28 protein-coding genes are annotated in these 24990 nt (G+C 56.7%); 18 read left to right on the top strand and 10 right to left on the bottom strand.

Going from position 1 to position 24990, the window contains the following annotated elements; translation table 11 throughout:
* Positions 1–66: 66 nt before the first annotated feature.
* Positions 67–1593 (top strand): DUF1214 domain-containing protein, encoded by a 1527-nt coding sequence (locus tag BXY66_RS05180; RefSeq protein WP_132859097.1) that lies wholly within the window; start codon positions 67–69, stop codon positions 1591–1593.
* A 58-nt stretch (positions 1594–1651) separates the two neighbouring features.
* Here the strand turns inward: BXY66_RS05180 and BXY66_RS05175 are convergent, their stop codons facing one another.
* The 5 genes from BXY66_RS05175 to nthA form a co-directional block, all read right to left on the bottom strand.
* Complete coding sequence (locus BXY66_RS05175) at positions 1652–1888, bottom strand: DUF2842 domain-containing protein (protein ID WP_132859096.1); 237 nt, start codon at positions 1886–1888, stop codon at positions 1652–1654.
* 37 nt (positions 1889–1925) lie between these two features.
* A complete protein-coding gene (locus tag BXY66_RS05170; protein WP_132859095.1) occupies positions 1926–3239 on the bottom strand; it encodes an adenylosuccinate synthase in 1314 nt (437 codons plus the stop codon).
* Positions 3240–3403: 164 nt separating this feature from the next.
* On the bottom strand, positions 3404–3724 hold the full coding sequence (locus tag BXY66_RS05165) for a nitrile hydratase accessory protein (RefSeq protein ID WP_132859094.1): 321 nt from the start codon (positions 3722–3724) through the stop codon (positions 3404–3406).
* On the bottom strand, positions 3721–4389 hold the full coding sequence (nthB, locus tag BXY66_RS05160; protein WP_132859093.1) for a nitrile hydratase subunit beta: 669 nt from the start codon (positions 4387–4389) through the stop codon (positions 3721–3723). The genes BXY66_RS05165 and nthB overlap by 4 nt, the downstream gene beginning before the upstream one ends.
* Entirely contained in the window at positions 4386–5000 is a 615-nt protein-coding gene (gene nthA / locus BXY66_RS05155) for a nitrile hydratase subunit alpha (RefSeq protein WP_132860346.1), read from the bottom strand. The genes nthB and nthA overlap by 4 nt, the downstream gene beginning before the upstream one ends.
* 149 nt (positions 5001–5149) lie before the next feature.
* Between nthA and secG the strand changes: the two genes are divergently transcribed.
* The 5 genes from secG to BXY66_RS05130 all read left to right on the top strand — a co-directional run bounded on the left by secG (position 5150) and on the right by BXY66_RS05130 (position 8600).
* Positions 5150–5512 (top strand): preprotein translocase subunit SecG, encoded by a 363-nt coding sequence (gene secG / locus BXY66_RS05150; RefSeq protein ID WP_132859092.1) that lies wholly within the window; start codon positions 5150–5152, stop codon positions 5510–5512.
* Between the two features lie 241 nt (positions 5513–5753).
* A complete protein-coding gene (locus tag BXY66_RS05145) occupies positions 5754–7397 on the top strand; it encodes a CTP synthase (RefSeq protein WP_132859091.1) in 1644 nt (547 codons plus the stop codon).
* 172 nt (positions 7398–7569) lie between these two features.
* Complete coding sequence (locus tag BXY66_RS05140) at positions 7570–7836, top strand: hypothetical protein (protein WP_132859090.1); 267 nt, start codon at positions 7570–7572, stop codon at positions 7834–7836.
* A gap of 48 nt (positions 7837–7884) precedes the next feature.
* Positions 7885–8178, top strand: a complete 294-nt coding sequence (locus BXY66_RS05135; protein ID WP_132859089.1) for a DUF1330 domain-containing protein — start codon at positions 7885–7887, stop codon at positions 8176–8178.
* Complete coding sequence (locus tag BXY66_RS05130; RefSeq protein ID WP_132859088.1) at positions 8175–8600, top strand: tellurite resistance TerB family protein; 426 nt, start codon at positions 8175–8177, stop codon at positions 8598–8600. The genes BXY66_RS05135 and BXY66_RS05130 overlap by 4 nt, the downstream gene beginning before the upstream one ends.
* 15 nt (positions 8601–8615) lie before the next feature.
* Here BXY66_RS05130 and BXY66_RS05125 read toward each other — a convergent pair whose 3' ends face one another.
* Entirely contained in the window at positions 8616–9086 is a 471-nt protein-coding gene (locus BXY66_RS05125) for an SRPBCC family protein (RefSeq protein ID WP_132859087.1), read from the bottom strand.
* Positions 9087–9197: 111 nt separating this feature from the next.
* Between BXY66_RS05125 and BXY66_RS05120 the strand changes: the two genes are divergently transcribed.
* The 7 genes from BXY66_RS05120 (at position 9198) to BXY66_RS05090 (ending at position 14654) form a co-directional block, all read left to right on the top strand.
* A complete protein-coding gene (locus BXY66_RS05120) occupies positions 9198–9914 on the top strand; it encodes a helix-turn-helix transcriptional regulator (RefSeq protein WP_132859086.1) in 717 nt (238 codons plus the stop codon).
* Positions 9915–9951: 37 nt separating this feature from the next.
* Positions 9952–10392 carry a tellurite resistance TerB family protein gene (locus tag BXY66_RS05115; RefSeq protein ID WP_132859085.1) on the top strand — a complete coding sequence of 147 codons (441 nt, stop codon included), beginning with the start codon at positions 9952–9954 and terminating at the stop codon, positions 10390–10392.
* Entirely contained in the window at positions 10389–11123 is a 735-nt protein-coding gene (locus BXY66_RS05110) for a phosphate/phosphite/phosphonate ABC transporter substrate-binding protein (RefSeq protein WP_132859084.1), read from the top strand. Before BXY66_RS05115 ends, BXY66_RS05110 begins: the two co-directional genes overlap by 4 nt.
* Positions 11124–11263: 140 nt before the next feature.
* Complete coding sequence (locus tag BXY66_RS05105; RefSeq protein WP_132859083.1) at positions 11264–12040, top strand: ABC transporter ATP-binding protein; 777 nt, start codon at positions 11264–11266, stop codon at positions 12038–12040.
* Between the two features lie 97 nt (positions 12041–12137).
* Positions 12138–12860 carry a transporter substrate-binding domain-containing protein gene (locus BXY66_RS05100; protein WP_132859082.1) on the top strand — a complete coding sequence of 241 codons (723 nt, stop codon included), beginning with the start codon at positions 12138–12140 and terminating at the stop codon, positions 12858–12860.
* Positions 12861–12960: 100 nt separating this feature from the next.
* Positions 12961–13848: an ABC transporter permease gene (locus tag BXY66_RS05095; RefSeq protein WP_132859081.1), complete on the top strand. Its 888-nt coding sequence runs from the start codon at positions 12961–12963 to the stop codon at positions 13846–13848.
* Positions 13845–14654 (top strand): ABC transporter permease, encoded by an 810-nt coding sequence (locus tag BXY66_RS05090; protein WP_132859080.1) that lies wholly within the window; start codon positions 13845–13847, stop codon positions 14652–14654. The genes BXY66_RS05095 and BXY66_RS05090 overlap by 4 nt, the downstream gene beginning before the upstream one ends.
* Positions 14655–14722: 68 nt before the next feature.
* Here BXY66_RS05090 and BXY66_RS05085 read toward each other — a convergent pair whose 3' ends face one another.
* On the bottom strand, positions 14723–15565 hold the full coding sequence (locus BXY66_RS05085; RefSeq protein ID WP_132859079.1) for an SDR family NAD(P)-dependent oxidoreductase: 843 nt from the start codon (positions 15563–15565) through the stop codon (positions 14723–14725).
* A 177-nt stretch (positions 15566–15742) separates the two neighbouring features.
* Here BXY66_RS05085 and BXY66_RS05080 point away from each other — a divergent pair, with 177 nt between their 5' ends.
* From BXY66_RS05080 to BXY66_RS05060, 5 genes are all read left to right on the top strand, one after another.
* Positions 15743–17059, top strand: coding sequence for a glutamine synthetase family protein (locus tag BXY66_RS05080; RefSeq protein ID WP_132859078.1), 1317 nt, complete (start codon positions 15743–15745; stop codon positions 17057–17059).
* A gap of 49 nt (positions 17060–17108) precedes the next feature.
* Positions 17109–17792: a type 1 glutamine amidotransferase gene (locus BXY66_RS05075; RefSeq protein ID WP_132859077.1), complete on the top strand. Its 684-nt coding sequence runs from the start codon at positions 17109–17111 to the stop codon at positions 17790–17792.
* Entirely contained in the window at positions 17789–19147 is a 1359-nt protein-coding gene (locus BXY66_RS05070) for a glutamine synthetase family protein (protein ID WP_132859076.1), read from the top strand. Before BXY66_RS05075 ends, BXY66_RS05070 begins: the two co-directional genes overlap by 4 nt.
* 40 nt (positions 19148–19187) lie before the next feature.
* A complete protein-coding gene (locus BXY66_RS05065) occupies positions 19188–20492 on the top strand; it encodes an NAD(P)/FAD-dependent oxidoreductase (protein WP_132859075.1) in 1305 nt (434 codons plus the stop codon).
* A gap of 116 nt (positions 20493–20608) precedes the next feature.
* A complete protein-coding gene (locus tag BXY66_RS05060) occupies positions 20609–21817 on the top strand; it encodes a DegT/DnrJ/EryC1/StrS family aminotransferase (protein ID WP_132859074.1) in 1209 nt (402 codons plus the stop codon).
* 50 nt (positions 21818–21867) lie between these two features.
* Here the strand turns inward: BXY66_RS05060 and phaR are convergent, their stop codons facing one another.
* The 3 genes from phaR to phaC all read right to left on the bottom strand — a co-directional run bounded on the left by phaR (position 21868) and on the right by phaC (position 24945).
* Positions 21868–22410: a polyhydroxyalkanoate synthesis repressor PhaR gene (gene phaR, locus BXY66_RS05055; RefSeq protein ID WP_132859073.1), complete on the bottom strand. Its 543-nt coding sequence runs from the start codon at positions 22408–22410 to the stop codon at positions 21868–21870.
* A gap of 145 nt (positions 22411–22555) precedes the next feature.
* Entirely contained in the window at positions 22556–23005 is a 450-nt protein-coding gene (locus tag BXY66_RS05050; protein ID WP_132859072.1) for a phasin, PhaP, read from the bottom strand.
* Positions 23006–23151: 146 nt separating this feature from the next.
* Positions 23152–24945: a class I poly(R)-hydroxyalkanoic acid synthase gene (phaC, locus tag BXY66_RS05045; protein ID WP_132859071.1), complete on the bottom strand. Its 1794-nt coding sequence runs from the start codon at positions 24943–24945 to the stop codon at positions 23152–23154.
* Positions 24946–24990: the final 45 nt, after the last annotated feature.

The raw sequence follows: 24990 nt of genomic DNA, 5'->3' as shown, positions 1-24990 counted from the left end.
ACGTCTTCAGTTCTCTGTCCCGACGATCCGAAACCGCGATTTTTAAGCAATTCAAAAGGAAGAAGCATGAGTCGACTACTTTGCCTATCCACCCTCGCCTTTTCCCTAATGGTCAGCACAGCCACAGCCGTGTCGCCCACCGCATCCGATTTTGACGACACAGGAGACATCCTGGAACGCTCAAAAAAGCACAGCGATATCGAGTATGACATTATGGTTCAGCGGGCCACTCAAGCTGCGATTTACTACATGCCCGCAGTCGCTCAGGTCGACTTCATCAAGGCAACACGCCGCGCCGGAGGCGATTACGACACGGTCAACTATGTCACAGAACCTTTTGGATCGGACAAAGGCTTCCTGACTGCGAATGACACCACCGCCTATGCCTGGGGGTCGATCTCGATGGCCGATGGCCCAATGGTTGTCGAAGTCCCGCCAATGACAGACAAGGTCGACTACTTCGGCTCCTTTATTTCCGCGTGGCACGTTCCATTGATTGACGTCGGTTCCAAGGGCGCTGACGAAGGCAAAGGCGGGAAATACCTGTTTCTGCCACAAGATTACGAAGACGAATTCGGTACAGCCAATGAGCTGGAAGCACAGGGCTACATCATCGTTCCCAACCTGGATACGCATGATGTTTCCTATTCTTTCCGTCCGACACTCCTGAATGGTGCAACGCATGCCGATGCCGGAGAACACGCCAAGGGCATCAAAGTTTTCTCGCTCGAAGAAGCCGTAAACGCAGAAATCGAACCAACTGTGCACCTTGATATGACCGACCAGCCATATGATTGCTTGCCCTACTACAACATGACCTTCATCGAAGACATCAACGATGTGGTTCAGAACAACCCCATCCGCGAAAAGGATCGTGGGGTCTATTCAATGTTGCAAAGCATTGGCATCCAGAAAGACGAAGCGTTCGATCCCACGCCAATGCAGAAGAAAGCGGCGCTCGAAGGCCTGGAACTGGCCTACGCCTACATGCAGCAGAAGTTCATAACCGAAGGTGAAACTGTCGCACCACTTTGGGTCAAAGACGGTGAAAAACTGTCCGAATGGTCCTTCTGGAACTTCGGCCCTCAGGCTCAAATGGGCTTTCCTTTTGAGGATGGCGAAGAGATCCTGATCGACAAGCGCGCAGCCACATACTTCTACGTGACTTTCTTGCCAAACAAGCTGGGGGGAGCCACCTTCTACCTGACCGGTCTTCGCGATTCAGACGGAAACCTTCTCAATGGACAGGACACCTACAAGCTGAATGTTCCCGCGGACGTTCCTGCCAAAGATTTTTGGTCCGCCATCGTCTACAATATGGAAACCAAAAACTTCAACCGAGGCGTTGATCGGGTCGGAGCGTCTACCAAAGACCTGGACAATATGGTGAAAAACTCGGACGGGTCTGTGGACTTGTATTACGCTCCCAATCTGGACGAAGTTCCAGAGGGATTTGAAGCCAACTGGGTCACCACCGAAAGCGCAACCGACGCAAATGAATGGTTCTTCCTGTTCCGCCTCTATCGTCCCGAAACCAAAGATTGGTTCAAAGACTGGATGCTCAACGACGTAGTGAACATCTCCCAGAAATAACAAAAGGGCCCCTTGAGGGCCCTTTTTCATTGGGTCTTCGCGCCCAAAGAACGCAAGCTCAATACTGGTCGTCTTCAGGTGGAGCATCCGGATCGGCTTGTCCGATCCCGAGGAAAACCGACTTGAATGGCAAAATCCAGACAATCCCCAAACCGACGTACAAAGCGAGCGTCACAAGGAAGTTTTCCGTGTTCAGCCAGGTCGCCAGAACGCTTGCCAGAATGATGTAGACCGGCAAACCAACCACAAGGATCACCAGCGCCCAGCGCTTGCGTGCTTTGTAACTCATGGCCATGATCCGGTCTCCTTTTCCTGCTCAGACGACTACGCGATCAGTCCGCGAACGGATCGGTCACAAGAATCGTGTCTTCCCGCTCTGGGCTGGTGGACAGCAGGGCAACTGGGCACTCGATCAACTCTTCGACGCGGCGCACGTACTTTACGGCATTGGCCGGAAGGTCATTCCAGCTGCGCGCGCCTTCAGTAGTCTCGGACCAACCATCGATCTCTTCATAGATCGGCTTACAGCGCGCCTGCTGATCAGCCGCTGTCGGAAGGTAGTCAAGGCGCTCTCCGTCCAGATCATAGCCCACACAAATCTTTAGAGTGTCAAACCCGTCCAGCACGTCCAGCTTGGTCAGGCAAATGCCTTTGATGCCCGAAGTCGCGCAAGTCTGGCGCACCAACGCCGCATCAAACCAGCCACAACGGCGCTGACGGCCAGTGGTCGTGCCGAACTCGTGTCCACGCTCACCAAGCCGCGCCCCATCCGCATCCGGATTGCCATCGGCATCCAGCAGCTCGGTCGGGAACGGTCCCTCGCCCACACGGGTGGTATAGGCCTTCACGATCCCGAGAACATAGTCGATCGAACCTGGTCCGATGCCGACGCCCGTCGCAGCCTGTCCTGCAATCACGTTCGAGGAGGTCACATAAGGATAGGTGCCGAAGTCGATATCCAGAAGCGCGCCCTGTGCGCCTTCGAACAGGATCCGCTTGCCTGCCTTGCGCTTTTCATTGAGCACCTTCCAGACCGGTGCCGCGAACGGCAGGATGTCCTTGGCAATTTCTTTCAGAAGCGCGATCAGTGCATCACGGTCAATCGGCTCCACACCCAGACCTTTGCGAAGCGGGTCGTGATGCTGCAAGGCACGGTCGACGCGCGCTTCCAGAGTGGCTTCGTCAGCAAGGTCCGCGACGCGGATCGCCCGGCGCCCCACCTTGTCCTCATATGCCGGTCCAATGCCCCGACCGGTTGTCCCAATCTTGGTACCCTTGGAGGCCGCTTCTTCGCGTGCACGGTCCAATTCACCGTGGAACGGCATAATCAGCGGGGTGTTTTCCGCGATCATCAGCGTGTCCGGAGTGATTTCCACACCTTGCCCGCGCACCGTCGCGATTTCATTCATCAGGTGCCAAGGGTCCAGAACGACGCCGTTGCCGATTACCGAAAGCTTACCGCCGCGCACAACGCCAGAGGGCAGCGCGTGAAGCTTGTAGACCTTACCGTCGATGACGAGCGTGTGGCCCGCGTTGTGACCGCCCTGAAAGCGCGCAATCACATCCGCGCGCTCGCTCAACCAGTCCACGATTTTGCCTTTTCCCTCGTCGCCCCACTGGGCGCCTACGACGACAACATTGGCCATATCCGGTCCTTTGAATAGAGTTCAAACCCGCGCCCTTTTAGCCACCTTGTACGGCATGGAAAACCGCAAAGTTGGGCTTTTCAGAACAAGAACGTTGAAATCTGCCCCACCAAATCGTCACAGCCAGCCAATCGTGCAGAGCGATCCGTCCCAAAAAGCTCGGCTTACCCTCGTGGCAAACGCACAGGCTGCCCGTGGGGTGTGGACAAATAGGCCCCCTCCCATTCCGCACGCATCTGCTCGATGTCAGCAGCCGCAGCTAGTCCCTTGTCGCGCAAAATCGTTTCCAACGCCTCAAGCCAGGCGTTGAAATAGTCATCACCGCCATCCAGTTCCTTCGCAAGTCCGCGCGTTTTCAGCGTCGCGCCAAAAGTCTCCGCCCATTCTGTCCAGGCAAACTGTCCTGCCTCATTCATGGCGACCGTCAACGCAAAGACCTGTGCATGCCATGGCGCTTCAAACGCTGGTTCAGGCCGCACACTCATGCCGGCTCCAAATAGCTCTGCCACATATCAAGAACCATTTCGTCACCGGCTTCAGCTTCCGATCCCCAAAGCTCCCGAGCTTCAAAGCGCACTGCATAGAGCGGCTCCGGCGCTTCGCCCAACCCATGTGCATTACTGTCTGGAAAGACATGCGCTCCGTGCGAAAGAACCACTTCTCCTACCGCACCGGCGGCATAGGCCGGCAAACGCGTGTGACCACCCACGACCGTCGCATTTCGGGCGGGGCGTCGGGCGCGCACCTTGTCTCCTACGGCAAACCGCGGCGCGGCGGCTTCTCGCGTGTAGGGACTCCCCGCAGCCAGTGTTGCGGCAACCTTGTCGGCCCGCAAAGCCTTCTCGGACAAAGGAGAAGTGCCGTTTCCGCGACCCGCATCCAGCTCTGCAATCGTCACAACACCTTTTGCAACCAAACTGTCCGTCAATCCACCCAACCACTTTTCGTAGTAGGAAAACCCTGCATAATCCGCAGACGACAAGCACTCGCGCGCGTGGCGCGATGCGTCGATGTTCCACTGACCCAAAGCCCCGCAGGCAAGGTTTAATGCCAGCGCACGTTCATGCCACTCTTTGGCAAATGTCGCATTGTCTTCCGGGTCGATCGCGCCCGTGCCAAATCGACCACCCATGTCATGTATCCGGCTCATGCTTTCAGACCTTCCGCCAATCCTGCGCCGATCATGCTGTCACGCGTCACCAATGCGGCCAGTTCCTCCTCGGACAGCCCCTCAGTGCCAGTGGGTCGCATCGGTACGACCAGATACCGCACCTCCGCAGTGGAGTCCCATACGCGCACTTTCTGCCCTTCGACCAGCGACACACCAAACTCCGCCAAGACCTTGCGCGGCTCCCTCACGGACCGTGCCCGATATGCGTCGGACTTGTACCAGCCCGGCGGGATTCCCAGCAAAGGCCAAGGATAACAGCTGCACAATGTGCAAACGACGAGGTTGTGCACCTCCGGCGTGTTCTCGACAAACACCATGTGCTCGCCCTGCCGCCCATAAAGCCCCATATCCTTGAGCCGCGGCATCGGATCATTCAACATCTCTTCGCGAAACGCCGGGTCCGTCCACATCTTCGCCACCACGGCAGCACCATTCTTCGGCCCGATCTTGTTCTGATAGGTGTCGATGATCTCGTCCAGGGCAGCTGGGTCAACCAGCCCCTTGTCGGTCAAAATTGTCTCCAGCGCTTTGACCCGAAGGGCAGGTTCGGACGGCAGATGCGAATGCGGGTGGTCATGATCATGTGGCATGGCGCGACCCTGCCAGAGCACTTCACGCCCGTCCAGCCATGATCGTCGCACCTGTGTTCGCCAAGATGTGCGGCGAAACATCCTTGCCCCCCGCGCAAAACTTGCCTACATAGCCCGCTATCAAACCGAATGCTCGCTAACAGGTCCCAATGGAAAACGTTGTCCTCATCATCCACCTTCTTCTTGCTTTGGCCCTGATCGGGGTCGTGCTGATGCAACGTTCCGAAGGCGGTGGCCTTGGCATGGGCAGCGGCGGTGGTGGCGGTGCCATGACCGGTCGCGCTGCTGCAACGGCGCTTGGCAAAGTCACTTGGTGGCTTGCTGGTGCGTTTATTTGCACCTCGATTGCGTTGACGGTGATTGCAGCGCAAAACAGCTCTTCGAGCTCGGTATTTGATCGCCTCGGCACCCAAGCTCCTGCGGCTGAAGACAGCACGCCGGCTCTGCCAGGCGGCGACTCGCTTCTGCCGCCGGCGGAAGGCGACGCACCGCTGGTGCCCCGCGCCGACTAAGGTCGCGCGAATCTGACAAACAATCAGCGCTCCCTCTGGAGCGCTTGATTTTTTGCCCCCTGAGGGCATCCACAACAGCTTGAGGCATAAGAACCGTCCGCAACAGCATCTTGCGGTCCGGTTGCCAAATTGCTGCGAATCCTTTATGACTTAAGTCCCGTGATGCATGGACAGATTCTGCTGTTCCGGGCGCTACAAAAATCGACAGGCACGTCAAGAAATCACGGGGGATGCCACAGGCATGGCACGCTATATTTTCATTACTGGTGGGGTTGTTTCATCGTTAGGCAAAGGTCTGGCGTCGGCAGCTTTGGGCGCATTGCTTCAAGCACGGGGCTACACCGTGCGTCTGCGCAAGCTCGACCCGTACCTCAACGTCGACCCGGGCACGATGAGCCCGTTTGAACACGGTGAGGTCTTCGTAACGGACGATGGTGCGGAAACAGACCTCGACCTCGGGCATTACGAACGGTTCACGGGCGTGCCTGCGCGAATGACCGATTCTGTATCCTCCGGCCGAATCTATTCCAACGTTCTGGAGCGCGAACGGCGTGGCGACTATTTGGGCAAGACCATTCAAGTGGTTCCGCACGTCACCAACGAGATCAAAGATTTTATCAACATCGGTGATGACGAAGTCGATTTCATGCTTTGCGAAATCGGCGGCACCGTCGGAGACATCGAAGGCCTCCCCTTCTTCGAAGCGATCCGCCAGTTCTCCCACGACAAGCCGCGCGGCCAGTGCATTTTCATGCACCTGACGCTGTTGCCCTATCTTGCAGCCTCCGGCGAACTGAAAACCAAACCAACCCAGCACTCCGTGAAGGAATTGCAATCCATCGGTATCGCGCCCGATGTGCTGGTCTGTCGTTCTGAACAACCGATTCCGGAAAAAGAGCGCAACAAGATCGCGCTGTTCTGCAACGTGCGCAAAGAGGCCGTCGTGGCTGCCTATGATCTCAAGTCGATCTACGAAGCACCGCTCGCCTATCACCGGGAAGGTCTGGATCAGGCGGTGCTGGATGCCTTTGGTATCGCGCCTGCCCCGCGCCCCGATCTGACCGTTTGGGAAGACGTCAACGACCGCATCCACAACACTGATGGCAACGTCAACGTGGCCATTGTGGGCAAATACACCCAGCTCGAAGACGCCTACAAATCCATCAAGGAAGCCCTGACCCATGGCGGCATGGCAAACCGGGTGAAAGTCAACGTCAGCTGGGTAGACGCCGAAGTCTTTGACAAAGGCGACGCTGCACCGCATCTGGAAGGCTATGATGCAATCCTGGTTCCGGGCGGTTTTGGCGAACGCGGCACCGAAGGCAAGATCAAAGCCGCGCAATATGCCCGTGAGCACAAAATCCCCTATCTCGGCATTTGCCTTGGCATGCAAATGGCTGTCATCGAAGCGGCACGCAACAAGGCTGGCATCACCGATGCAGGCTCCGAGGAATTCGACCACGAAGCCGGCAAAACCCGTTTTGAACCTGTGGTCTATCACCTCAAAGAGTGGGTGCAGGGCAACGCAAAGGTTCAGCGCAAGACCACTGACGACAAAGGTGGCACGATGCGCCTTGGCGCTTACGACGCGGCGCTCAACGAAGGTTCCAAAGTTGCTGAGGTTTACGGCTCCACCGCGATCGAGGAACGCCACCGTCACCGCTATGAGGTAGACATCAAGTACCGCGAGAAACTCGAAGCCTGCGGCCTGAAGTTCACCGGAATGAGCCCGGACGGCCGCTTGCCCGAAATCGTGGAATGGGAAGACCACCCGTGGTTCATCGGTGTTCAATTCCACCCGGAACTGAAATCCAAGCCTTTTGACCCGCATCCACTGTTCCGCGACTTCGTCCGCGCCGCCAAGGACAACAGCCGTTTGGTTTGATCTGCAGCGACAAGACAACCCGCGCCCGGCCCTTTGGTCGGGCGTTTTCGTGTTGTTGGTCCTTCGACCCAACTTTGACGCGTTTTCGATTTTCTTCCCCGCAATCCCCGATTGACTAGAATCACCTTGTCGCCAACTCTGCGACCAATTGGTCAAAATCAGGGATTTATTTATGCTTCTCCGAATTCTCGCCACGACAACACTCATCGCAACTCCGGCATTGGCGACGGAGTCAGACCGAGCTGATACGCTTTTGAAGCTGATCCGTGACAACGGCTGTCAGATGACCACCGCTGAAGCTGACGACATTCTGCCCAAACACGATTTCACGATGGATGAAACCCGCGACATCGTTCGGGCCTGGGCGCAGGACGGATTGATCGAAATGAACGATTTCGCAGGGATCAAACTGTCGGAGAAAGGTTGCCAAGGCGGCTAAGCTTCGGCACCTTGAAAGAAAAAAGACCTTCAGGAAGGAATACACCACATGCCCAAGGGCTATTGGATTGCACGCGTCGATATCGACGACTTTGAACAATACAAAAATTACATTGCCGCCAACGCCAAACCCTTTGCCGATTTCGGTGCCCGTTTTCTGGTGCGCGCAGGCCAGTTCGAAAATCCCGAGGGCACTTCGAGATCACGCAATGTGCTGATCGAATTTCCGTCCTATCAGGCGGCACTCGACTGCTACAAAAGCGAAGACTATCAGGCTGCCTTCAAGCTCCGCGCCGACGTTGCGACCTCCGACCTGATCATCATCGAAGGATATGATCCATGATCTGGGACAGCCTACTTGACCGTCTCCGCAACAAACCCGCCGAACAGGAACTGCCGGAGCTGGACGAAAAACTCGCCCTAGGCGCGCTCATGGTGCGAGTGGCCAAATCCGACAACAATTACCACGTCATGGAGATTGGCGAAATCGACCGCATTCTGGGTGCAACATTCGGTCTGAACGCGGTTGAGGCCGCAAAGATGCGCGCCACCTGTGAAAAACTGGAAGCCGCCGCTCCCGGCACGCCCGATTTTGCCCTGATGATACGCGAGCATATCGACTATCCGCACCGTCTCGAAGTTGCGCAGCAACTTTGGCAGGTCATCATCGCGGACGGCACCCGCGTGACCGCCGAAATTGCCAGTTTGCACGAAATCGAAGGGATGCTTGGCATCAAGCCGGAAGACAGCCCCGCGGACGAATAACCGCGGGACCAGCTTTCAAGCCACTTCATCAACGCTCTTGGGCAGGTTTTTTACGGTTTTTGCCAAACCTTCGAGGTTGGCGGCGATAACTCTGCCCATCATGGGCTTAAAAACACCCTGCCCCAACAGCCAGCCAAGGGGGCCAAATTTCATCCGGCCTTCAAAACGCCAGACCACCCGTGCCCTATTGCCCATAGGGTCGATCAGCAGGGTCGCATTGGCCGCAGCCATCGGCATTGAGTCCATCTCCGAAAGTGAGACGCTGTAGCCCCGTCCGACCTGCCATTCCGTGACGGTTTCCACCAGCGACTGACCGTTGTTGAAATGACATCTGCGCTGCGCTCCCACCTGATTCTCGGCGGCGGTGAGAGCTTCGACCCGTACGACTTCCGGGGCAAACTCGTTTATGTGCATGAACCGCCCCATCACCGACCAGACCTGTTCCGGTGTCGCATCAATCTCCAACGCCCGCTCAACTTTCAGCATGCGGTGCTCCTTTCCGGCCCCCTAAGGCCTGTCTCCAAACTGTGTCTGAGGCTTTAGTATCCTTGCCCTGCTGACAGCGTTGTGTCAGCAGTGTGTCAGCAGGAGGCATAAATGCGTCGGACCGAACGCCTGTTCCAGATCATCCAGATTCTGCGCTCGTCGCGGGGGCCTGTCACGGGAGCCCGTCTTGCCGAAGAACTCGAAGTCTCTTTGCGCACGCTCTATCGCGACATGGCCGAACTTGCCGCTCAGCGCGTACCAATTTTGGGCGAGGCCGGAACCGGCTACGTGCTTCAGGATGGGTACGACATGCCGCCCCTGATGCTGACGGCAGACGAACTTGAAGCCGCCGCGCTCGGAGCTGGGCTGGTTGCAGCGCAAGCTGATCCGTCGCTGGCGAACGCCGCTCGCGACCTCGTGGCAAAGCTGTCCGAAGCCATTCCCGATGATCTTCGCCCCGTAGTACTGGATTCAGCAACACGTCCGATTGCCACTGGCAAGCCAACAGAAGACAGTTTCGACAGCGCGGCCCTGCGCCACGCAATTCGCGAACGGTATCGCTTGCGGCTAACCTACAGGGATCGTGACAACACCTCGACGGAACGTATCATCTGGCCATTGCTAATCGCCTATCTGGACGCCACCCGTTACATTGTTGCCTGGTGCGAAGCACGCAACGACTTCCGCCATTTTCGCACAGATCGTGTCGCCGACTTAATTGTGCTGCCTGAAAAATATCCCGGGCGCCGAGCAAAGCTACTCAAAGACTGGGAAGAGGTTGTGGCCAATCAAAGGCGAACTGGAAGAGCGCCAGTTACAAAAGAATAAGTTGCCCCAGCCTGGAACGCCGCCTACATCTTTGAGCATGTTCGCAGATTTTCTGAAACGGCTGACCGCCCCCGCCCCGTCCCCGTTGGATCAAACCGATGCACGACTCGCATTGACAGCGCTCCTAGTGCGAATTGCGCGTGCAGACGACCATTACTCCTCCGCAGAAGCGCTCAAGATCGAACGCATTGTGACCGAGCGCTACGCGCTGGCAACGGCCGATGCTCAAAACTTGATGCGGGATGCTGAAACGCTAGAAGCCGAAGCTCCGGACACCGTTCGCTTCACCCGCGCCATAAAAGATGCAGTGCCGCATGAGGAGCGTATCGCAGTGATAGAGGCCATGTGGTCGGTCGTTCTCGCAGACGGCGAACGCGACGCCGAAGAAGACGCACTCCTGCGCCTGTCCGCAAATCTGCTCGGCATAAACGACAAGGACAGTGCTCTGGCGCGTCAACGCGTCTCCACCAAGCAATGATCGCAGCACTGCCCATGTATGACCGGCCCGAAACGGCCGAAGCAAACGACCGCTTCTGGGAAGCGGTCCGCGACCATCTCGGTTTCGGTCCTGCAACCCTGACGCGTGGGCGCGATGTTTGGGATATCTGGCAATCGCCGGATCTTGTACTGGCCCAGACCTGCGGTCTGCCTTATCGCTCAAAACTGCACGGCAGAGTAACTTTGGTTGGCACGCCCGACTATCGTCTCTACGGGTGTCAGCCGGGCTATTACAACTCCGTTATCGTGGCCCATCGCTCGAGGGCGACTGACCCCTTGGACACGTTCGACAATGCGAAAATGGCCTTCAACGATCCCCTGTCACAATCCGGCTGGGCGGCTCCGCACAAACACTTTGCAGACAACGGCCTGCGAATCGGAGACCTGCGCGAGACAGGCTCCCATGTCGAATCGGGACGTTCGGTAGCGGATGGGTTTACGGACTTTGCCGCAATTGACGCGCTCAGCTGGGAAATGATCCGCCGGTACGAAGAGTATGCCGCGGACCTCATTGAGGTGGACCGCACCGCTCCAACGCCTGCACTGCCCTTCATAACGGCCCACAAACGCGATCCGATGCCGATCGCGAACGCGCTTTCCCGAGCAATTTTCGACCTTTCGCCAGCCGACCGCGACGTGCTGCACCTTCATGACATCATCGACATCCGTCACACGGCCTATCTTGCGGTCCCAATTCCGCCCATGCCCTGAGGTCAGAGATTAACCAATTGGCAAAAATTGGCGGCTTTTCGCCAGAATCCGCTGCGTCTCCGCCGTTTTGCAAGTTGCATTTGCGCATTTTTTCATCCCTATTGAGGCACCAAGTCATAACAAGAATTGATGGGGATCACGTGCCCGATACCGCGCCCGTTCTGGAAATCCGCGACCTGCACAAAGCTTACCACGACCTCGAAGTCATCAAGGGCGTCGACATCACCGCACACCGGGGCGATGTTGTGTCCCTGATCGGCTCGTCCGGGTCCGGCAAATCCACCATCCTGAGATGCGCCAACCTCCTGGAAAACAGCCAGCAAGGTGAAATCCTGTTCAAGGGCGAACCTGTCTCCTGGAGCGGCGCGGGCCACAACCGTGTGCCTGCCGACCAGAAACAGGTGCTGCGTATTCGCACGAACCTCTCGATGGTGTTCCAGCAGTTCAACCTGTGGTCGCACATGACCATCCTGCAAAACGTTATGGAAGCTCCTGTTACGGTTCTGGGTCGCGACAAGGCCGAGGCCGAAGAAGCCGCGCACGCCTACCTCGACAAGGTCGGCATCCGCGACAAGCACGACGTTTACCCGGCCCAACTGTCCGGCGGTCAACAACAGCGCGCGGCGATCGCCCGCGCGCTGGCTATGGAACCCGAAGCGCTGCTGTTTGACGAACCGACTTCGGCGCTTGATCCGGAACTGGAACAGGAAGTTGTGCGCGTCATCAAATCGTTGGCCGAAGAAGGCCGCACCATGCTGATCGTGACCCACGACATGAAAATGGCCGCAGATGTATCGGACAAGGTTGTATTCCTGCATCAGGGTCTTATCGAGGAGCAAGGCAGCCCCGATGAACTTTTCGGCAACCCCAAGAGCGAGCGCCTGAAGGGCTTTCTGTCCTCCACCGTGCATGCCTGAGACACCACCGCCAACTTGACCTGCGGGTCCAAATTGGCAACCTGAGACCACACCGGCGACAAACGCCGGAAAACAAACACAAGCTAGGGAGTGTAAAATGAAAAAACTGATCCTTTCCACAGCAGCGCTGGCGTTGACCGCCGGCCTCGCAATGGCTGACACCGTGCGCATGGGCACCGAGGGCGCCTACCCTCCGTACAACTTCATCAACGACGCGGGTAACCTCGACGGTTTCGAAATCGTTCTGGGTAACGAGCTTTGCAAGCGCGCTGGCCTGACCTGCGAGTGGGTCAAGAACGACTGGGACAGCATCATCCCGAACCTGGTGTCCGGCAACTACGACACCATCATTGCGGGCATGTCCATCACCGATGAGCGCGACGAAGTGATCGACTTCACTCAGAACTACATCCCGCCTGCGGCCTCCGCCTATGTCGGCACCTCCGCAGACGCGGACGTTATGGGTGGTGTGGTTGCAGCTCAAACCGCAACCATCCAGGCAGGCTACGTTGCCGAGTCCGGTGCAGCCCTGATCGAATTCGCAACGCCTGAAGAAACCGTGGCAGCAGTCCGCAACGGCGAAGCAGACGCGGTATTCGCAGACAAAGACTACCTCGCACCGCTGGTTGACGAGTCCGGCGGCGAGCTGGTCTGGGCTGGCGAAGATGTTCCGCTGGGCGGTGGCGTTGGCATGGGCCTGCGCGAGTCCGACACCGAGCTGAAAGAGAAGTTCAACGCAGCCATCGACTCCATGAAGGCTGACGGCACACTGAACGCTCTGATCGTTGAGTGGTTCGGCCCCGACGCCGCCACCTACTGATCTGACTGATCCCGCAGGTCCGCGCTTTGCTGCGCGGGCCTGTTTTTGCATCCGGCCCCTGCCCTAACGCTGGGCAGCCGCCAAACCGAAGACACCCGCGATGTTCTCCTACTGCGCCGATCCTTCCACGCTTGATACGTTCTGGTGGTTCTCCTGCTACCTGACGAACGGCGTGCACATGTCGTTTTACAAGAGTTTCCTATTGGTACTCGCGCTATTGGCCGTTACAGCCCCCGTGGCTTTGGCTTTCGGCTTTTTCGGCGCCATGTCCGCCCGCAGTCACATCGCCCCGCTAAGTTGGCTTGGCAAAGGCTACATCGCCATTGTGCGCGGTGTGCCCGACATTGCCTTTTTCCTCTTCTTTGTAATCGCACTCGATCAGTCCTTCGAACTGGTAAAGCACAGCATCGTCTGCCCGGACTGGACGGACCCGATCCGTAAGGGCAACGACTTCCTTGTTTGCCCGCAAGCCAAGGTGCCGCTCGGCACTTCGCCGGAATATGTGCACCAGCTTTATGGCTTTATGCTTGCCGTGATTACCTTTGCCATTGTCTTTGGCGCCTTTGCTGCCAATGTTCTCTTTGGTGGTATGCGCGCCGTTCCTCATGCACAGCTTGAAACAGCGGAAGCCTACGGAATGACCCGCCGCCAAACTTTCTGGCGCATCCTCGTGCCGCAAATGTGGGTTTATGCGCTGCCCGGACTGTCCAACCTCTGGATGGTCCTGATCAAGGCAACGCCGCTTCTTTTCCTCCTCGGCATCGAAGACATCGTCTATTGGGCGCGCGAACTGGGCGGCACCAAAACCTCGAAGTTTTCCGCATACCCGCACCCTGACTGGCGCATGTGGTACTTCCTGTTCCTGCTGGTGTTCTACCTCAGTTTCACAAAAGTGTCCGAGATCGTGCTGGAGCGCCTGATGCGCCGCCTGAACAAAGGACAGGCCACCGCCGGCGGCGAAGCATTGCGTAAGGAGGCTGCGGCATGAAGACCTGCGCCCAGACCATCTCCGATTATGCCTTCCGCTCTCTCGGCTACGGCGAACGCCTGCTCCCGCGCTCGGACTTCACACTGTGCGAGCAGTTCACCCTGATCGGTTCCGGCATGATCTGGAACATCTATTTCGGCGTGATCGCACTTTGTACCGGCTTCTTCTTTGCCGTGGCATTGGCGATGGGCAAGAACTCTGACAAGTGGCTCTACCGTCGCCCTTCAGAAGTGTTCATCTTTATCTTCAGGGGCAGCCCGCTCTTCATCCAGTTTTTCTTTGCCTACTTTTTCTTCCTTTCGATGAAGAAAAGTTACGCGCTCTTTGACCCGCTGACAGCAGCGTGGCTTGGTGCTGTGATCGTGCTGTTCTGCAATACTGCGGCATATTCAGCGGAGATCTTCTTCGGTGCCCTGCGTTCGATCCCAAAAGGCGACATCGAAGCCGCAGACGCCTATGGCATGACGGGTTGGCCCCGATTCCGCCGCATCGTCTTCCCGACGATGATGCGCCTTGCCTGGCCGGCATATACCAATGAGGCGATCTTCCTGTTCCACGCCACTGCGCTGGTGTTCTTCTCTGCGTTTCCGGCGCGGGGGCAAAAAGGTGATGCGCTTTATTACGCCAGCTATTTTGCCGACAAGACGTTCAACCCGTTTGTTCCGTATCCCATTCTGGCTTTCTACTTCATCCTGCTGACGCTGGTGATCATCTGGCTCTTTGGGATCATGAACCGCCGCCTGAATAGGCACTTGCCGCAATCTGCAACACCTAAACTGCGGGTGCGTCCAAACCTGATCCGGTGACCCTTTATGAGGGCACCGCTTCTCGGGCGCACAGACGGAGTCGATTGCCTTGCCCGAATGGGCATGCGCTACCCCTTATCGTAGGCCGCAAAAGCCTCTGCAAAATCCGGATGCCAACGGGACAAAGCCGGCCGGTTTTCCACAATGTCCCCGATCGCCCAACTGACCCGCCGGCGGTCTTTCGCCTCATCCACATCGTTGTCGGGGCACAGAATATAGAAATCCCCAAGCTTCACTCGCGCGAGCATGTAGTCCACCGCCTCTTCGCTGGTCCACGCCGCCGGTGGTTTCTCCGGCATGAAAGCCGCAATCATACCGGTATAGGTAAAACCAGGCACAAACAGGTGGGCAGACATAGGTGCCTGCACTTCACGTAGCTCATGTGCCAACTGCTCGCTCAACACCTTCACAGCAGCCTTGCTAACATTGTAGGCAGGGTTTCCGGGCGGTGTCGTGATGCCTTGCTTGGAACCCGTGTTGATCACCACAGCAGGCCGCGCGGCCTCAATCATACGCGGGACAAAAGCCTGAATGCCGCGCAACACCCCCATGAAGTTCACATCGAGCAGCTTTTGCCAGTTGTCCATCTCGCCCCAAGGCGTCGTCCTCAGACCACCGACGCCTGCGTTGTTCATCAAAACCGCGACATCACCAAGCTCAAAAGCCTTGTCAGCAAGCGCGAAAACATCAGCGTCGCTGGTCACATCAGTCGCAATGCCAACGACCTCACGGCCGCCTTGCGCGACCGAGGCCACCTCGGCAACAGCCTGGTCAAGGGCATCGCCGGGCAAATCGGCGAGAACCACGCTCAACCCTTCCTGTGCAAATCGCATAGCCGCAACCTTGCCCACGCCGCTGGCTGCCCCGGTCACCACGGCAACGCCACCTGCTGAAATCGCTGCATCATACATTTGTCTTTCCTCCGAAACGGACCCAACACTCCCATTAAACCACAAAAATTCGACCGAATGTGGCACCGACGAAATACCGACACTTTGCCGACGCTTTGCAGACCGGAACAAATTCCTCTGGACATTGATAACCGCGCCGGAGATATTTTGATCAAATTCCGACAAGACAGGTGCTACATGGTTCCGCTTCACTACCAGACATTCCGCATCGGGGTTGCCGATCTGAACGGCCAGATTCGCGGCAAACGGCTGCCGACCTCACAGGCGACCAAACTGGAAAGCGATGGTGTTCGCATGCCCCTTTCGGTTCTGAACGTGGACATCTGGGGACACGACATTGAAGGCAGCCCGCTGGTTTTCGAAACCGGCGACCCCGACGGTATTCTGCGACCGACAAACCGCGGACCTGTCGCCCAACCCTGGCTGGATACCCCGTCTGAGATCGTACCGATGGCCATGTACAACGAGGATGGCTCACCGTTCTTGGGCGATGCACGACAGGCGTTACAGTCGGTACTCGATCGCTTCGAAGCGCGTGGCTGGTCGGTTATGGCCGCAACCGAAATGGAATTCACTTTGGTGGACGACAGAGGCGAGGTGCTCCAACCGCCGCTTGATCCGCGCAGTGGCCGCCAACTCATGTCTGGCGAAGTTATGGGCGTCGACGAACTGGACGCCTTTGATCCGTTTTTCACCGACGTCTATCAAGGCGCCGAAGCCATGGGCATTCCAATTCAGTCCATGATTTCCGAGTGCGGTATCGGCCAATTCGAAGTGACACTGAACCATCAGGACGCCATGAAGGCGGCCGACGACGCGCTGATGTTCAAACTACTTCTGCGCGGAACCGCAAGAAAACATGGCCTCGCAGCCACTTTTATGGCCAAGCCCTATCTCGAGGATGCGGGCAACGGGATGCACGTGCATTTCTCGGTCGTGGACAAGGACGGGAAGAACGTCTTTGACAATGGTGGCCCCGAAGGGACTGACATCCTCAAGCAGGCCGTCGCCGGATGCCTTCAGGCCATGCGGGCCTGTACTCTGATTTTTGCGCCCCATGGTCCCAGCTATGATCGCTTCGCACCAGGCAACCACGCGCCGACATCCGTTTGCTGGGCCTACGAAAACCGCACCTCTGCACTTCGCATTCCAGGAGGCGCGTACGGCGCGCGGCGGATCGAACACCGTGTGGCCGGTGGCGACATAAATCCCTACTTGATGTTGGCCGCTGTCCTCGGCGCAGCGATAGAAGGCATCGAAGAAGGTCTCACACCGCCTGCCCCCATCGAGGGCAACGCCTACGATCTCGACTTACCTCATCTGGCCGAAGGCTGGGAGGCCGCGATAGAACTGTTCGCGTCGGACCCGTTCATTACCCGTTGTTTGCCCCGACAGTTGATAGACAATATGGTTATGACAAAACGTCAGGAGCTGCGCGAACTGGCAGAAATTCCCAAGGAAGACCACTGGAAGACCTACCTCGAGCGGGTCTGAGTCAGCGCAAACCAACAACGAAATAATTTGATCAAACACACGGTGCACTATGAAAATCGGAATCCTGCAAACTGGCCACACACCAGAGGAGCTTCAAGAGGAATTCGGCGAATACTCCGACCTCTTCCAGTCCCTTTTCGCTGGCCATGATTTCGAGTTCGAAACCTACAACGTGGTCGATAATGTCTTTCCCGATGGCATCCACGCTGCGGAAGGCTGGCTGGTTACAGGATCGAAACACGGGGCCTACGAAGACCATGAATGGATCCCGCCACTTGAGGATTTCATCCGCGCCTGCGTGACGGAAAATGCACCCATGATCGGGATTTGCTTTGGCCACCAGATCATTGCCCAAGCGCTTGGCGGCAAAGTGGAAAAATTCGATGGGGGCTGGGCTGTCGGACGTCAGACGTACGACTTCGCGGGAACAGAAATCGCTTTGAATGCCTGGCATCAGGATCAGGTTACGGAACTGCCACCCGGGGCTGTGACTATTGCCTCGAACGACTTCTGCAAGAATGCAGCCATCATCTACGGCGACCGTGCATTGACCGTACAGGCGCACCCTGAATTCGACGGGCTGTTTATCGACGGCCTGATCAACACACGCGGCCGGGGTGTCGTTCCCGACGACCTGTTGGACGCGGCAGAGGAGACCCTCGCCGCTCCCGTGGCCAATCAGACTTTGGCAGACCAATTCGCAGACTTTTTCCGACAGGAGCGCAGCAAATGAGCGACTGGATTTCCAAAGCCCCCGACGCCGCACGTGAGTACCTAAAAGACCGCCGGCTGGATGAGGTGGAATGCATCATTTCCGATTTGCCCGGAATTGCCCGTGGCAAGGCTGTTCCGGCCACCAAGTTCGCGCGTCAGAAGCACTTCCATTTGCCGGATTCCATTTTCTACCAGACGCTTACGGGCGGCTGGGGAGAAGCCGCGGGCGAAGGTGGCTTCATTGAAAAAGACATGATCCTGAGGCCGGACTGGACGACGACCACTGCCGCACCATGGACGGGTGATTGGACGCTGCAGGTGATCCACGATGCCTATGACACCGAAGGTGACCCAGTTCCTTTCAGCCCACGCAACGTCCTGAAACGCGTTGTCGACCTCTACCGCAAAAAGGGGTGGGAGCCAGTCGTTGCGCCGGAAATGGAATTTTTCCTCGTGGCTCGGAACACCGACCCGGCCAAGGAAATCGAACCCATGATGGGCCGCTCAGGCCGCCCTGCCGCAGCACGTCAGGCCTATTCCATGACGGCGGTCGACGAATTCGGGCCGGTGATCGACGACATCTATGACTTTGCCGAAGCGCAGGGTTTTGAAATTGACGGCATCACCCAAGAAGGCGGAGCGGGCCAGTTGGAGATTAACCTGATCCACGGAGATCCCGTGGAACTGGCCGACCAAGTCTTTTATTTCAAACGCCTGATCCGAGAAGCAGCCTTGCGGCACGATTGTTATGCAACCTTCATGGCAAAGCCGATCGAAAACGAACCCGGTTCCGCAATGCATATCCACCACTCGGTGATTGATATCGAAACCGGCCAAAACATCTTTAGCGGCCCGCAAGGCGGCGACACCGACGCCTTCTTCCACTTTATTGCGGGCCTTCAGAACCACTTGCCCTCCGCCATCGCGGTATTGGCCCCCTATGTGAATAGCTACCGCCGGTACGTGCGCGATCATGCTGCTCCGATCAACCTCGAATGGGCACGCGACAATCGCACAACAGGTATCCGAATTCCACTGTCCAGTCCCGAAGCCCGCCGCGTTGAGAACCGCATCGCCGGTATGGACTGCAATCCTTATCTCGGCATCGCCGCGTCCTTGGCATGTGGCTACTTGGGGCTGATCGAACAGGAACGGCCTGACAAACAGTACAAGGGGGACGCATACGATGGCGAGGAAGCCATCCCGCGTATTTTGGGCGGCGCACTGGATTTGTTCGACGAGGCAACAGCCCTTCATTCTGTGCTAGGAGAAGAATTCGCTCGCGTGTACTCCATCGTGAAACGCGCTGAATATGAAGAGTTTCTTGCCGTAATCTCTCCTTGGGAACGCGAGCACCTGTTGCTGAACGTCTAAGAATCACACAGCACAACGAACGGGAAGCCGAGGCGAGCGCATGAACCTGCTCTACAGCAATGATCGCAAGGGAGAGTATCCCGACAGTTGGTATGCCGCCACTGCAGAACCCTTGCCCCCTTTCGCCGCTTTGCAAGGAGACCGGCAGACCGACGTTTGCATCGTCGGTGGGGGTTATACCGGCCTGTCCACTGCGCTCCATCTGGCGCAGCGCGGGATTTCCGTGATCCTGCTTGAGGCGCAACGCGTAGGCTTCGGCGCCTCGGGGCGCAATGGCGGTCAACTCGGCACCGGCCAGCGTATGGAACAAGACGGGCTCGAAAAGCTGGTCGGACAAGATGATGCCACGAAACTCTGGAAACTCGCCGAAGAGGCCAAATCACTTGTCCGAAATCTGATCGACACCCACGACATCCCCTGTCACTACAAACCCGGCATCGCCCATGCGTGCTTCTCCGAACGGGAAACGCGCGAAGAACACGCCTACACCGACCATCTGCGCGAGCGGTATGGCTATGACCAAATCGAAAAGCTTGACCGGGATGCGATGCAGGCCGTGTGCCCGTCTCCCAAATACGTTGGCGGGAGCCTCGACTTGGGCGCAGGCCATTTGCATCCGCTCAGATACGCACTCGGCCTGGCCCGAGCGGCACATTCTGCCGGCGCTGAGATTTTCGAAACCAGCGAAGTCACTGGCATCTCGGAAGGCAGCAAAATCACCATCCGCACTCGCGCTGGCAAGGTCACCGCGGATCACCTTGTTCTTGCCTGCAATGGTTATCTCGGAGACCTTGAACCAAAGGTTGCCGGGCGAGTGATGCCCATAAACAATTTTATTGCCGCAACCGAACCTCTCGGAGAAGAGGCGGCCAAGGTGCTGACGAAAGATGTGGCGATCGCAGACACAAAATTTGTCATCAACTACTTCCGCCTTAGCAATGACAAACGCCTGCTTTTTGGTGGAGGAGAAAGCTATGGCTATCGCTTCCCAGCCGACATCGCGGCCACGGTTCGCAAGCCCATGGTCGAAATCTTCCCACATCTTAAGAATGTAAAGATAGACTACGCTTGGGGCGGCACTCTTGCGATCACCATGAAGCGCATGCCTTATTTGCGACGACTATCCAACAAGGTCATTACCGCATCCGGCTACTCCGGCCACGGGGTTGGCACAGCGACGCACGCAGGCCAACTCATCGCGGCAGCCATCGCTGGTCAGGCAGATGGGTTTGACACGATGGCTCGGGTGCCTGCCACACCGTTCCCTGGCGGCGCTCGCCTGCGCAGCCCGCTTCTCGCGCTCGCAATGACGTGGTTTAGCTTACGGGACCGTCTCGGCGTCTAGCGCAACACAGAACGGCGATTTCATACAATCTTCACGTAAAAAGTGCGGAAATGCCTAGCCATGCCCGCCCGATTGATTTAGATTTTTGAAAGTCGAGCTTAAGAAAGATGAAATCTATGACTCTTCCGCCGAACGTTTACGACGCCGAACCGATCCCAGAAGCAGCCCGAGCCGAAGTCGAGCGCTTACTACAAACTGGCGATCTGTTCCGCTACACGGCACCTGAGAACGCGCCGGTGTCCCTGCTGGAATCCGAGTTCGCGGCAATGCTTGGAACCAAGTATGCTCTTGCCGTATCCTCCTGTTCTGCCGCGCTTTTCCTGTCCTTGAAGGCCTTGAATCTACCGCGTGACGCGCGTGTTCTCCTTCCCGGATTCACGTTTGCCGCAGTGCCGTCTTCGGTCGTTCACGCGGATTGCGTTCCCGTACTTTGCGAAGTCGGGGAAAACTACCGCATCGACATTGAAGACTTCGAACAGCGACTCGACGACGACATCGACGCCGTCATCATCAGCCACATGCGCGGACACACCTCCGATATGGACGCGATCATGGACTTGTGTGGCGCGCGAAACATCCCTGTCATCGAAGACGCGGCGCATAGTCTCGGCACCACGTGGAACGGACACAACATCGGTACGATTGCCAACGTTGGATGCTTTTCTTTCCAGTCCTACAAGCTGGTCAACTCGGGCGAAGGCGGAATTATGGTCACCGACGACGCTGACCTGATTGCCCGCGCTGTCATCATGTCCGGTGCATATGAACACAACTGGAAAAAGCACAAAGCCCCCGAAGGCGACAACACAGGGGAGCTTGAAGAAGCATTTGGTCGCTGGCAAAATCAGTTGCCACTCTACAACCTGCGCCTGTCCAACATGGCAGCCGCCATTATCCGCCCGCAGTTGGGCGAAGTACCGCGTCGGGTGCGCGATGGACGCGCCAATCACGATTACGTCGCAGCGATTCTCAATGGCTCCGACTGGCTCCAGGTTCCCGAGAAACTTGACCCCGAGGAACGTGCTCCCGACAGCATCCAGTTCAATTTGGTTGGCTTGGACACCAAGCAGATCCTTGCATTCCAGGAGGCAGCCAATGCCCGCGGTGTGAAAGTTCAGGTCTTTGGCCAGTCAACCGACAACGCACGTGCCTTCTGGAACTGGCAATTTGTGCCCAACCTACCCGAGCTGCCAAAAACCCGAGCTATGTTGATGAAAGCATGCGACGTGCGCTTGCCTGCGCGCCTCAAAACAGAAGAACTGGACATCATTGCCAGCGCCCTAACCGGTGCAGCAGAAGATGTCATGGGACGTGCCGCAGCCTAAAGGCACGTCAACCCAGCGACTAAAAAAGGCAGGGCCTCGGCCCTGCCTTTCTATTTCAACTTGGAAAGCTTGTCTTGCAACTCCGCAAGCTGCTTCTTGATGTCGTCAAGCTCCTCGCCCTCGCTTGGCTTTTCGCTTGCTTCACCCGGTTGCGTCGAGCCCCAGTTCATCCCGCCAGTCATTGCCTTCATAAAGGCTTCTTGCTGGGCCTGCATGGCCTCAAATCCCGGCATCTTCATCCCGCCGCCCATACTCTCCATGACTTTTTCCTGGCTCTCGCGCAGCATGTCGAAAGAGGTCTGCAAAAACTGGGGCACCATGGATGTTGCTTGCGTCGTGTAGGCCCGAACGAGATCGTTCAACACATTCACCGGCAGGACATTCTCGCCCCGGCTTTCGTGTTCGGCAATGATTTGCAAAAGGTACTGTCGGGTCAGGTCGTCACCACTTTTCAGATCAACGATCTGAACTTCGCGGCCCGACCGGATGAAGCCGGCTATGTCGTCCAGCGTGACGTAGTCGCTGGTCTCAGTGTTGTACAGGCGCCGGCTGGCGTAGCGTTTGATCAAGAGTGGTTTGTTGTCGTCCGCCACTTCAGTCTCCCCAGATTTTTGTGCGCTGCGGAAAAGCTTATGCGAGTGCAGAAAAATGAGCAAAGAAAAAAGAAAGGGCAGGCCAATGGCCTGCCCGCGCGATCCGCTACTGCTGGGGAGGAAGTGAGTAGCCGACCGTCGCCGATTACTTGGCAGTCGCTTTTTTCGCTGCGGTAGTCACCTCATCGGTAGCCTTTTTTACAGCGGCGGTTGCCTCTTCGGTGGCTTCTTTGCCAGCCGCCATGAGCAACTCGACGGTGTCCATCTGAACCTTTTTCGCAACTTCAGCGAAAGCGGCCATGTTCTCAGCTGCAACTTCAGCCTGAGCGGAAGCGAAGTCGGTCATTGCTTTGGCATAGTCGGCGGGCTCGGCTTTCGCCTTGGACATATCAGCCAGTTTGGCGATGGTGTCTTTGGTCCACTTGGAAGAGATCTCAGAAGATTTCTCTGCTGCAGACAGAGCAACGCCTGCCAGTTTTTCGTTCAGAGACGCGGTGTTTTTGAACGCGCCTTCAAATGCAGAAGTGTCGACCGGGAATGCACCCATCATGTCTTTCAGGAATGCGGTTGCATCGGTAGCTGCTGCTTTAGCCATAGTCTCTAGTCCTCAAATCGGGTGCGGGCAGTAAATTCTGGGGAGGGCCCGCGTTTCTAGTCTCGAGACCAATATCTATTCTGCGCCGCAGCATTTCAAGTTTTTTCTTGCTGCGCTGCAGCAAAAATATTGAAATGTCTTTTAAATCAGATAATTGCCCGCTTCAAAACATATGAACCAGGCGCGTCGGCCATGGCTTTATGTGTCGAATCGCCGGGGACACGTGCTGCAATTTTCTTTCCAGACCTCGAAGACAGCCATGTATCCCAACGTGGCCACCAGGATCCTTCATGAAAAGTAGCCCCCGCCATCCATTCGTCGGCGGAGCCTTTCAGGTCCTTGTTCGTATAGTGACCATACTTTTTCTTACTCGGTGGGTTAACGATGCCCGCGATGTGGCCCGACTGCGAGACAATAAAGGTCTTCGATCGGCTTTTGGCTTTCTGAAAGCCGGAGTAGCAGTCTTTCCAACGTGCGATGTGGTCTGTCTCGCAAGTGACCGCGCACATCGGCACATCCACATCGGAAATATGCAAACGCTCGCCGCAAAACTCGACACCCTCATTTACAAACTGGTTGTCCTGACAAAGGCGCCGCAAATATTCATGCGCCATCTTGCCCGGAAGTCCCGATCCGTCTCCGTTCCAATATAGTAGGTCAAAAGCAGGTGGCGCCTCTCCCATCATGTACGACTTGATCGCTGGCCCATACACTAGGTCGTTGGACCGCAGAAAACTGAAGGTGCGTTGCATGATGAACGAACGCAAGAACCCCGTCTCCTCGATCTCCCGATCAATTCCATCGATGAAATCATTCTGAAGGAATGGCGTAAACTCTCCCTGATCGTTGAAATCGGTAAGCGTCGTAAAGAAGGTCGCCGACTTGATAGACTTGTCCCCACGGTGCTTCATAAGCGCCAGAGTGAGGTTGAGAGTCGTCCCCGCGATACAATAGCCGACGGTATTGATCTGCTCCTGCCCGCTGATCTGTTTGACTTGGTCGATCGCGGTCAAGAAACCCTCTTCGATATAGGTGTCCATACCCACATCGGAATAACTCGGGTCAGGGTTAACCCAACTGACCACAAAGACGGAGTACCCTTGGTCGGTGAGCCAGCGGATCAGGCTGTTCTGCTCTTTAAGGTCGAGGATGTAGTACTTGTTGATCCACGGCGGAAAGATCAGCAAAGGCACCTCATAGACATTCTCGGTCGTGGGTGAAAACTGCAACAACTCGAACATACGATTGCGGAAAACCACTTTGCCGGGGGCTGTCGCAATGTTGCGTCCGATTTCGAACGCAGTGTCATCCGCAAGCTTTACCAAAAGCTCACCGTTGTTGGCCTCGAGATCATCAATCAGGTTTTCAAGACCGTCGACCAGTGACTGTCCGTCCGTCTCCAAAGCCTTTTCAAGCGCCTCTGGGTTGGTACCCAAAAAATTGGTGGGGGCCATCATATCGATGATCTGCTGGCTGAAATATTCAACCCGCTGGCGCTCCTTGATGGACAGTCCTTCAAGATTTTTTACAGCTGTCTCGACTGCCTCTTTATTGAGCATGTACTGCTGCTTGATGAAGTTGAAGTAGGGGTTGGTTTGCCACATTTCGTGGGAGAATCGCCGGTCCCTTGGCGTGTCATCCTGCGGTGCAGCAAACTTGCCTTGCATCAACATGTGCTGCGCATCAACGTAGTGCTTAACCGACTTTGCCCAGAGATCCATCTGACTTTCGAGGACTTTTCCGGGGTTGTCTGCCATTGCCTGCCAATAGACAGCAGCCGCATTGACAAACATTCCGGCTTCCGGCGCATTTAGCTCTGATCTCAATGGCTTATGCTGCCCCATAATGTCCAAAAGGCGGCGCGATAATTCTTCGACTTTGGCCAGATTGGCGTTCAAGAGGTCCAAATTCTGGCCCGGAACTGTGTCTTTTGTTGTCATCTTAACCTAATCGCCCTAGTCTCGCTGCTACGCAGCATTCACATG

It is taken from the genome of Shimia isoporae (genome assembly GCF_004346865.1).
GTDB classification, from domain to species: domain Bacteria; phylum Pseudomonadota; class Alphaproteobacteria; order Rhodobacterales; family Rhodobacteraceae; genus Shimia; species Shimia isoporae.
Note: the sequence above shows the minus strand (reverse complement) of the source record. Positions and strands in the feature narration are given on the sequence as shown.

Excerpts from the sequence above, each read along its gene's own strand:
- BXY66_RS05180 (WP_132859097.1), top strand. The coding sequence starts at position 67 with ATGAGTCGACTACTTTGCCTATCCACCCTCGCCTTTTCCCTAATGGTC.
- BXY66_RS05175 (WP_132859096.1), bottom strand. The coding sequence starts at position 1,888 with ATGGCCATGAGTTACAAAGCACGCAAGCGCTGGGCGCTGGTGATCCTT.
- BXY66_RS05170 (WP_132859095.1), bottom strand. The coding sequence starts at position 3,239 with ATGGCCAATGTTGTCGTCGTAGGCGCCCAGTGGGGCGACGAGGGAAAA.
- BXY66_RS05165 (WP_132859094.1), bottom strand. The coding sequence starts at position 3,724 with ATGAGTGTGCGGCCTGAACCAGCGTTTGAAGCGCCATGGCATGCACAG.
- nthB (WP_132859093.1), bottom strand. The coding sequence starts at position 4,389 with ATGAGCCGGATACATGACATGGGTGGTCGATTTGGCACGGGCGCGATC.
- nthA (WP_132860346.1), bottom strand. The coding sequence starts at position 5,000 with ATGCCACATGATCATGACCACCCGCATTCGCATCTGCCGTCCGAACCT.
- secG (WP_132859092.1), top strand. The coding sequence starts at position 5,150 with ATGGAAAACGTTGTCCTCATCATCCACCTTCTTCTTGCTTTGGCCCTG.
- BXY66_RS05145 (WP_132859091.1), top strand. The coding sequence starts at position 5,754 with ATGGCACGCTATATTTTCATTACTGGTGGGGTTGTTTCATCGTTAGGC.
- BXY66_RS05140 (WP_132859090.1), top strand. The coding sequence starts at position 7,570 with ATGCTTCTCCGAATTCTCGCCACGACAACACTCATCGCAACTCCGGCA.
- BXY66_RS05135 (WP_132859089.1), top strand. The coding sequence starts at position 7,885 with ATGCCCAAGGGCTATTGGATTGCACGCGTCGATATCGACGACTTTGAA.
- BXY66_RS05130 (WP_132859088.1), top strand. The coding sequence starts at position 8,175 with ATGATCTGGGACAGCCTACTTGACCGTCTCCGCAACAAACCCGCCGAA.
- BXY66_RS05125 (WP_132859087.1), bottom strand. The coding sequence starts at position 9,086 with ATGCTGAAAGTTGAGCGGGCGTTGGAGATTGATGCGACACCGGAACAG.
- BXY66_RS05120 (WP_132859086.1), top strand. The coding sequence starts at position 9,198 with ATGCGTCGGACCGAACGCCTGTTCCAGATCATCCAGATTCTGCGCTCG.
- BXY66_RS05115 (WP_132859085.1), top strand. The coding sequence starts at position 9,952 with ATGTTCGCAGATTTTCTGAAACGGCTGACCGCCCCCGCCCCGTCCCCG.
- BXY66_RS05110 (WP_132859084.1), top strand. The coding sequence starts at position 10,389 with ATGATCGCAGCACTGCCCATGTATGACCGGCCCGAAACGGCCGAAGCA.
- BXY66_RS05100 (WP_132859082.1), top strand. The coding sequence starts at position 12,138 with ATGAAAAAACTGATCCTTTCCACAGCAGCGCTGGCGTTGACCGCCGGC.
- BXY66_RS05095 (WP_132859081.1), top strand. The coding sequence starts at position 12,961 with ATGTTCTCCTACTGCGCCGATCCTTCCACGCTTGATACGTTCTGGTGG.
- BXY66_RS05090 (WP_132859080.1), top strand. The coding sequence starts at position 13,845 with ATGAAGACCTGCGCCCAGACCATCTCCGATTATGCCTTCCGCTCTCTC.
- BXY66_RS05085 (WP_132859079.1), bottom strand. The coding sequence starts at position 15,565 with ATGTATGATGCAGCGATTTCAGCAGGTGGCGTTGCCGTGGTGACCGGG.
- BXY66_RS05080 (WP_132859078.1), top strand. The coding sequence starts at position 15,743 with ATGGTTCCGCTTCACTACCAGACATTCCGCATCGGGGTTGCCGATCTG.
- BXY66_RS05075 (WP_132859077.1), top strand. The coding sequence starts at position 17,109 with ATGAAAATCGGAATCCTGCAAACTGGCCACACACCAGAGGAGCTTCAA.
- BXY66_RS05070 (WP_132859076.1), top strand. The coding sequence starts at position 17,789 with ATGAGCGACTGGATTTCCAAAGCCCCCGACGCCGCACGTGAGTACCTA.
- BXY66_RS05065 (WP_132859075.1), top strand. The coding sequence starts at position 19,188 with ATGAACCTGCTCTACAGCAATGATCGCAAGGGAGAGTATCCCGACAGT.
- BXY66_RS05060 (WP_132859074.1), top strand. The coding sequence starts at position 20,609 with ATGACTCTTCCGCCGAACGTTTACGACGCCGAACCGATCCCAGAAGCA.
- BXY66_RS05050 (WP_132859072.1), bottom strand. The coding sequence starts at position 23,005 with ATGGCTAAAGCAGCAGCTACCGATGCAACCGCATTCCTGAAAGACATG.
- phaC (WP_132859071.1), bottom strand. The coding sequence starts at position 24,945 with ATGACAACAAAAGACACAGTTCCGGGCCAGAATTTGGACCTCTTGAAC.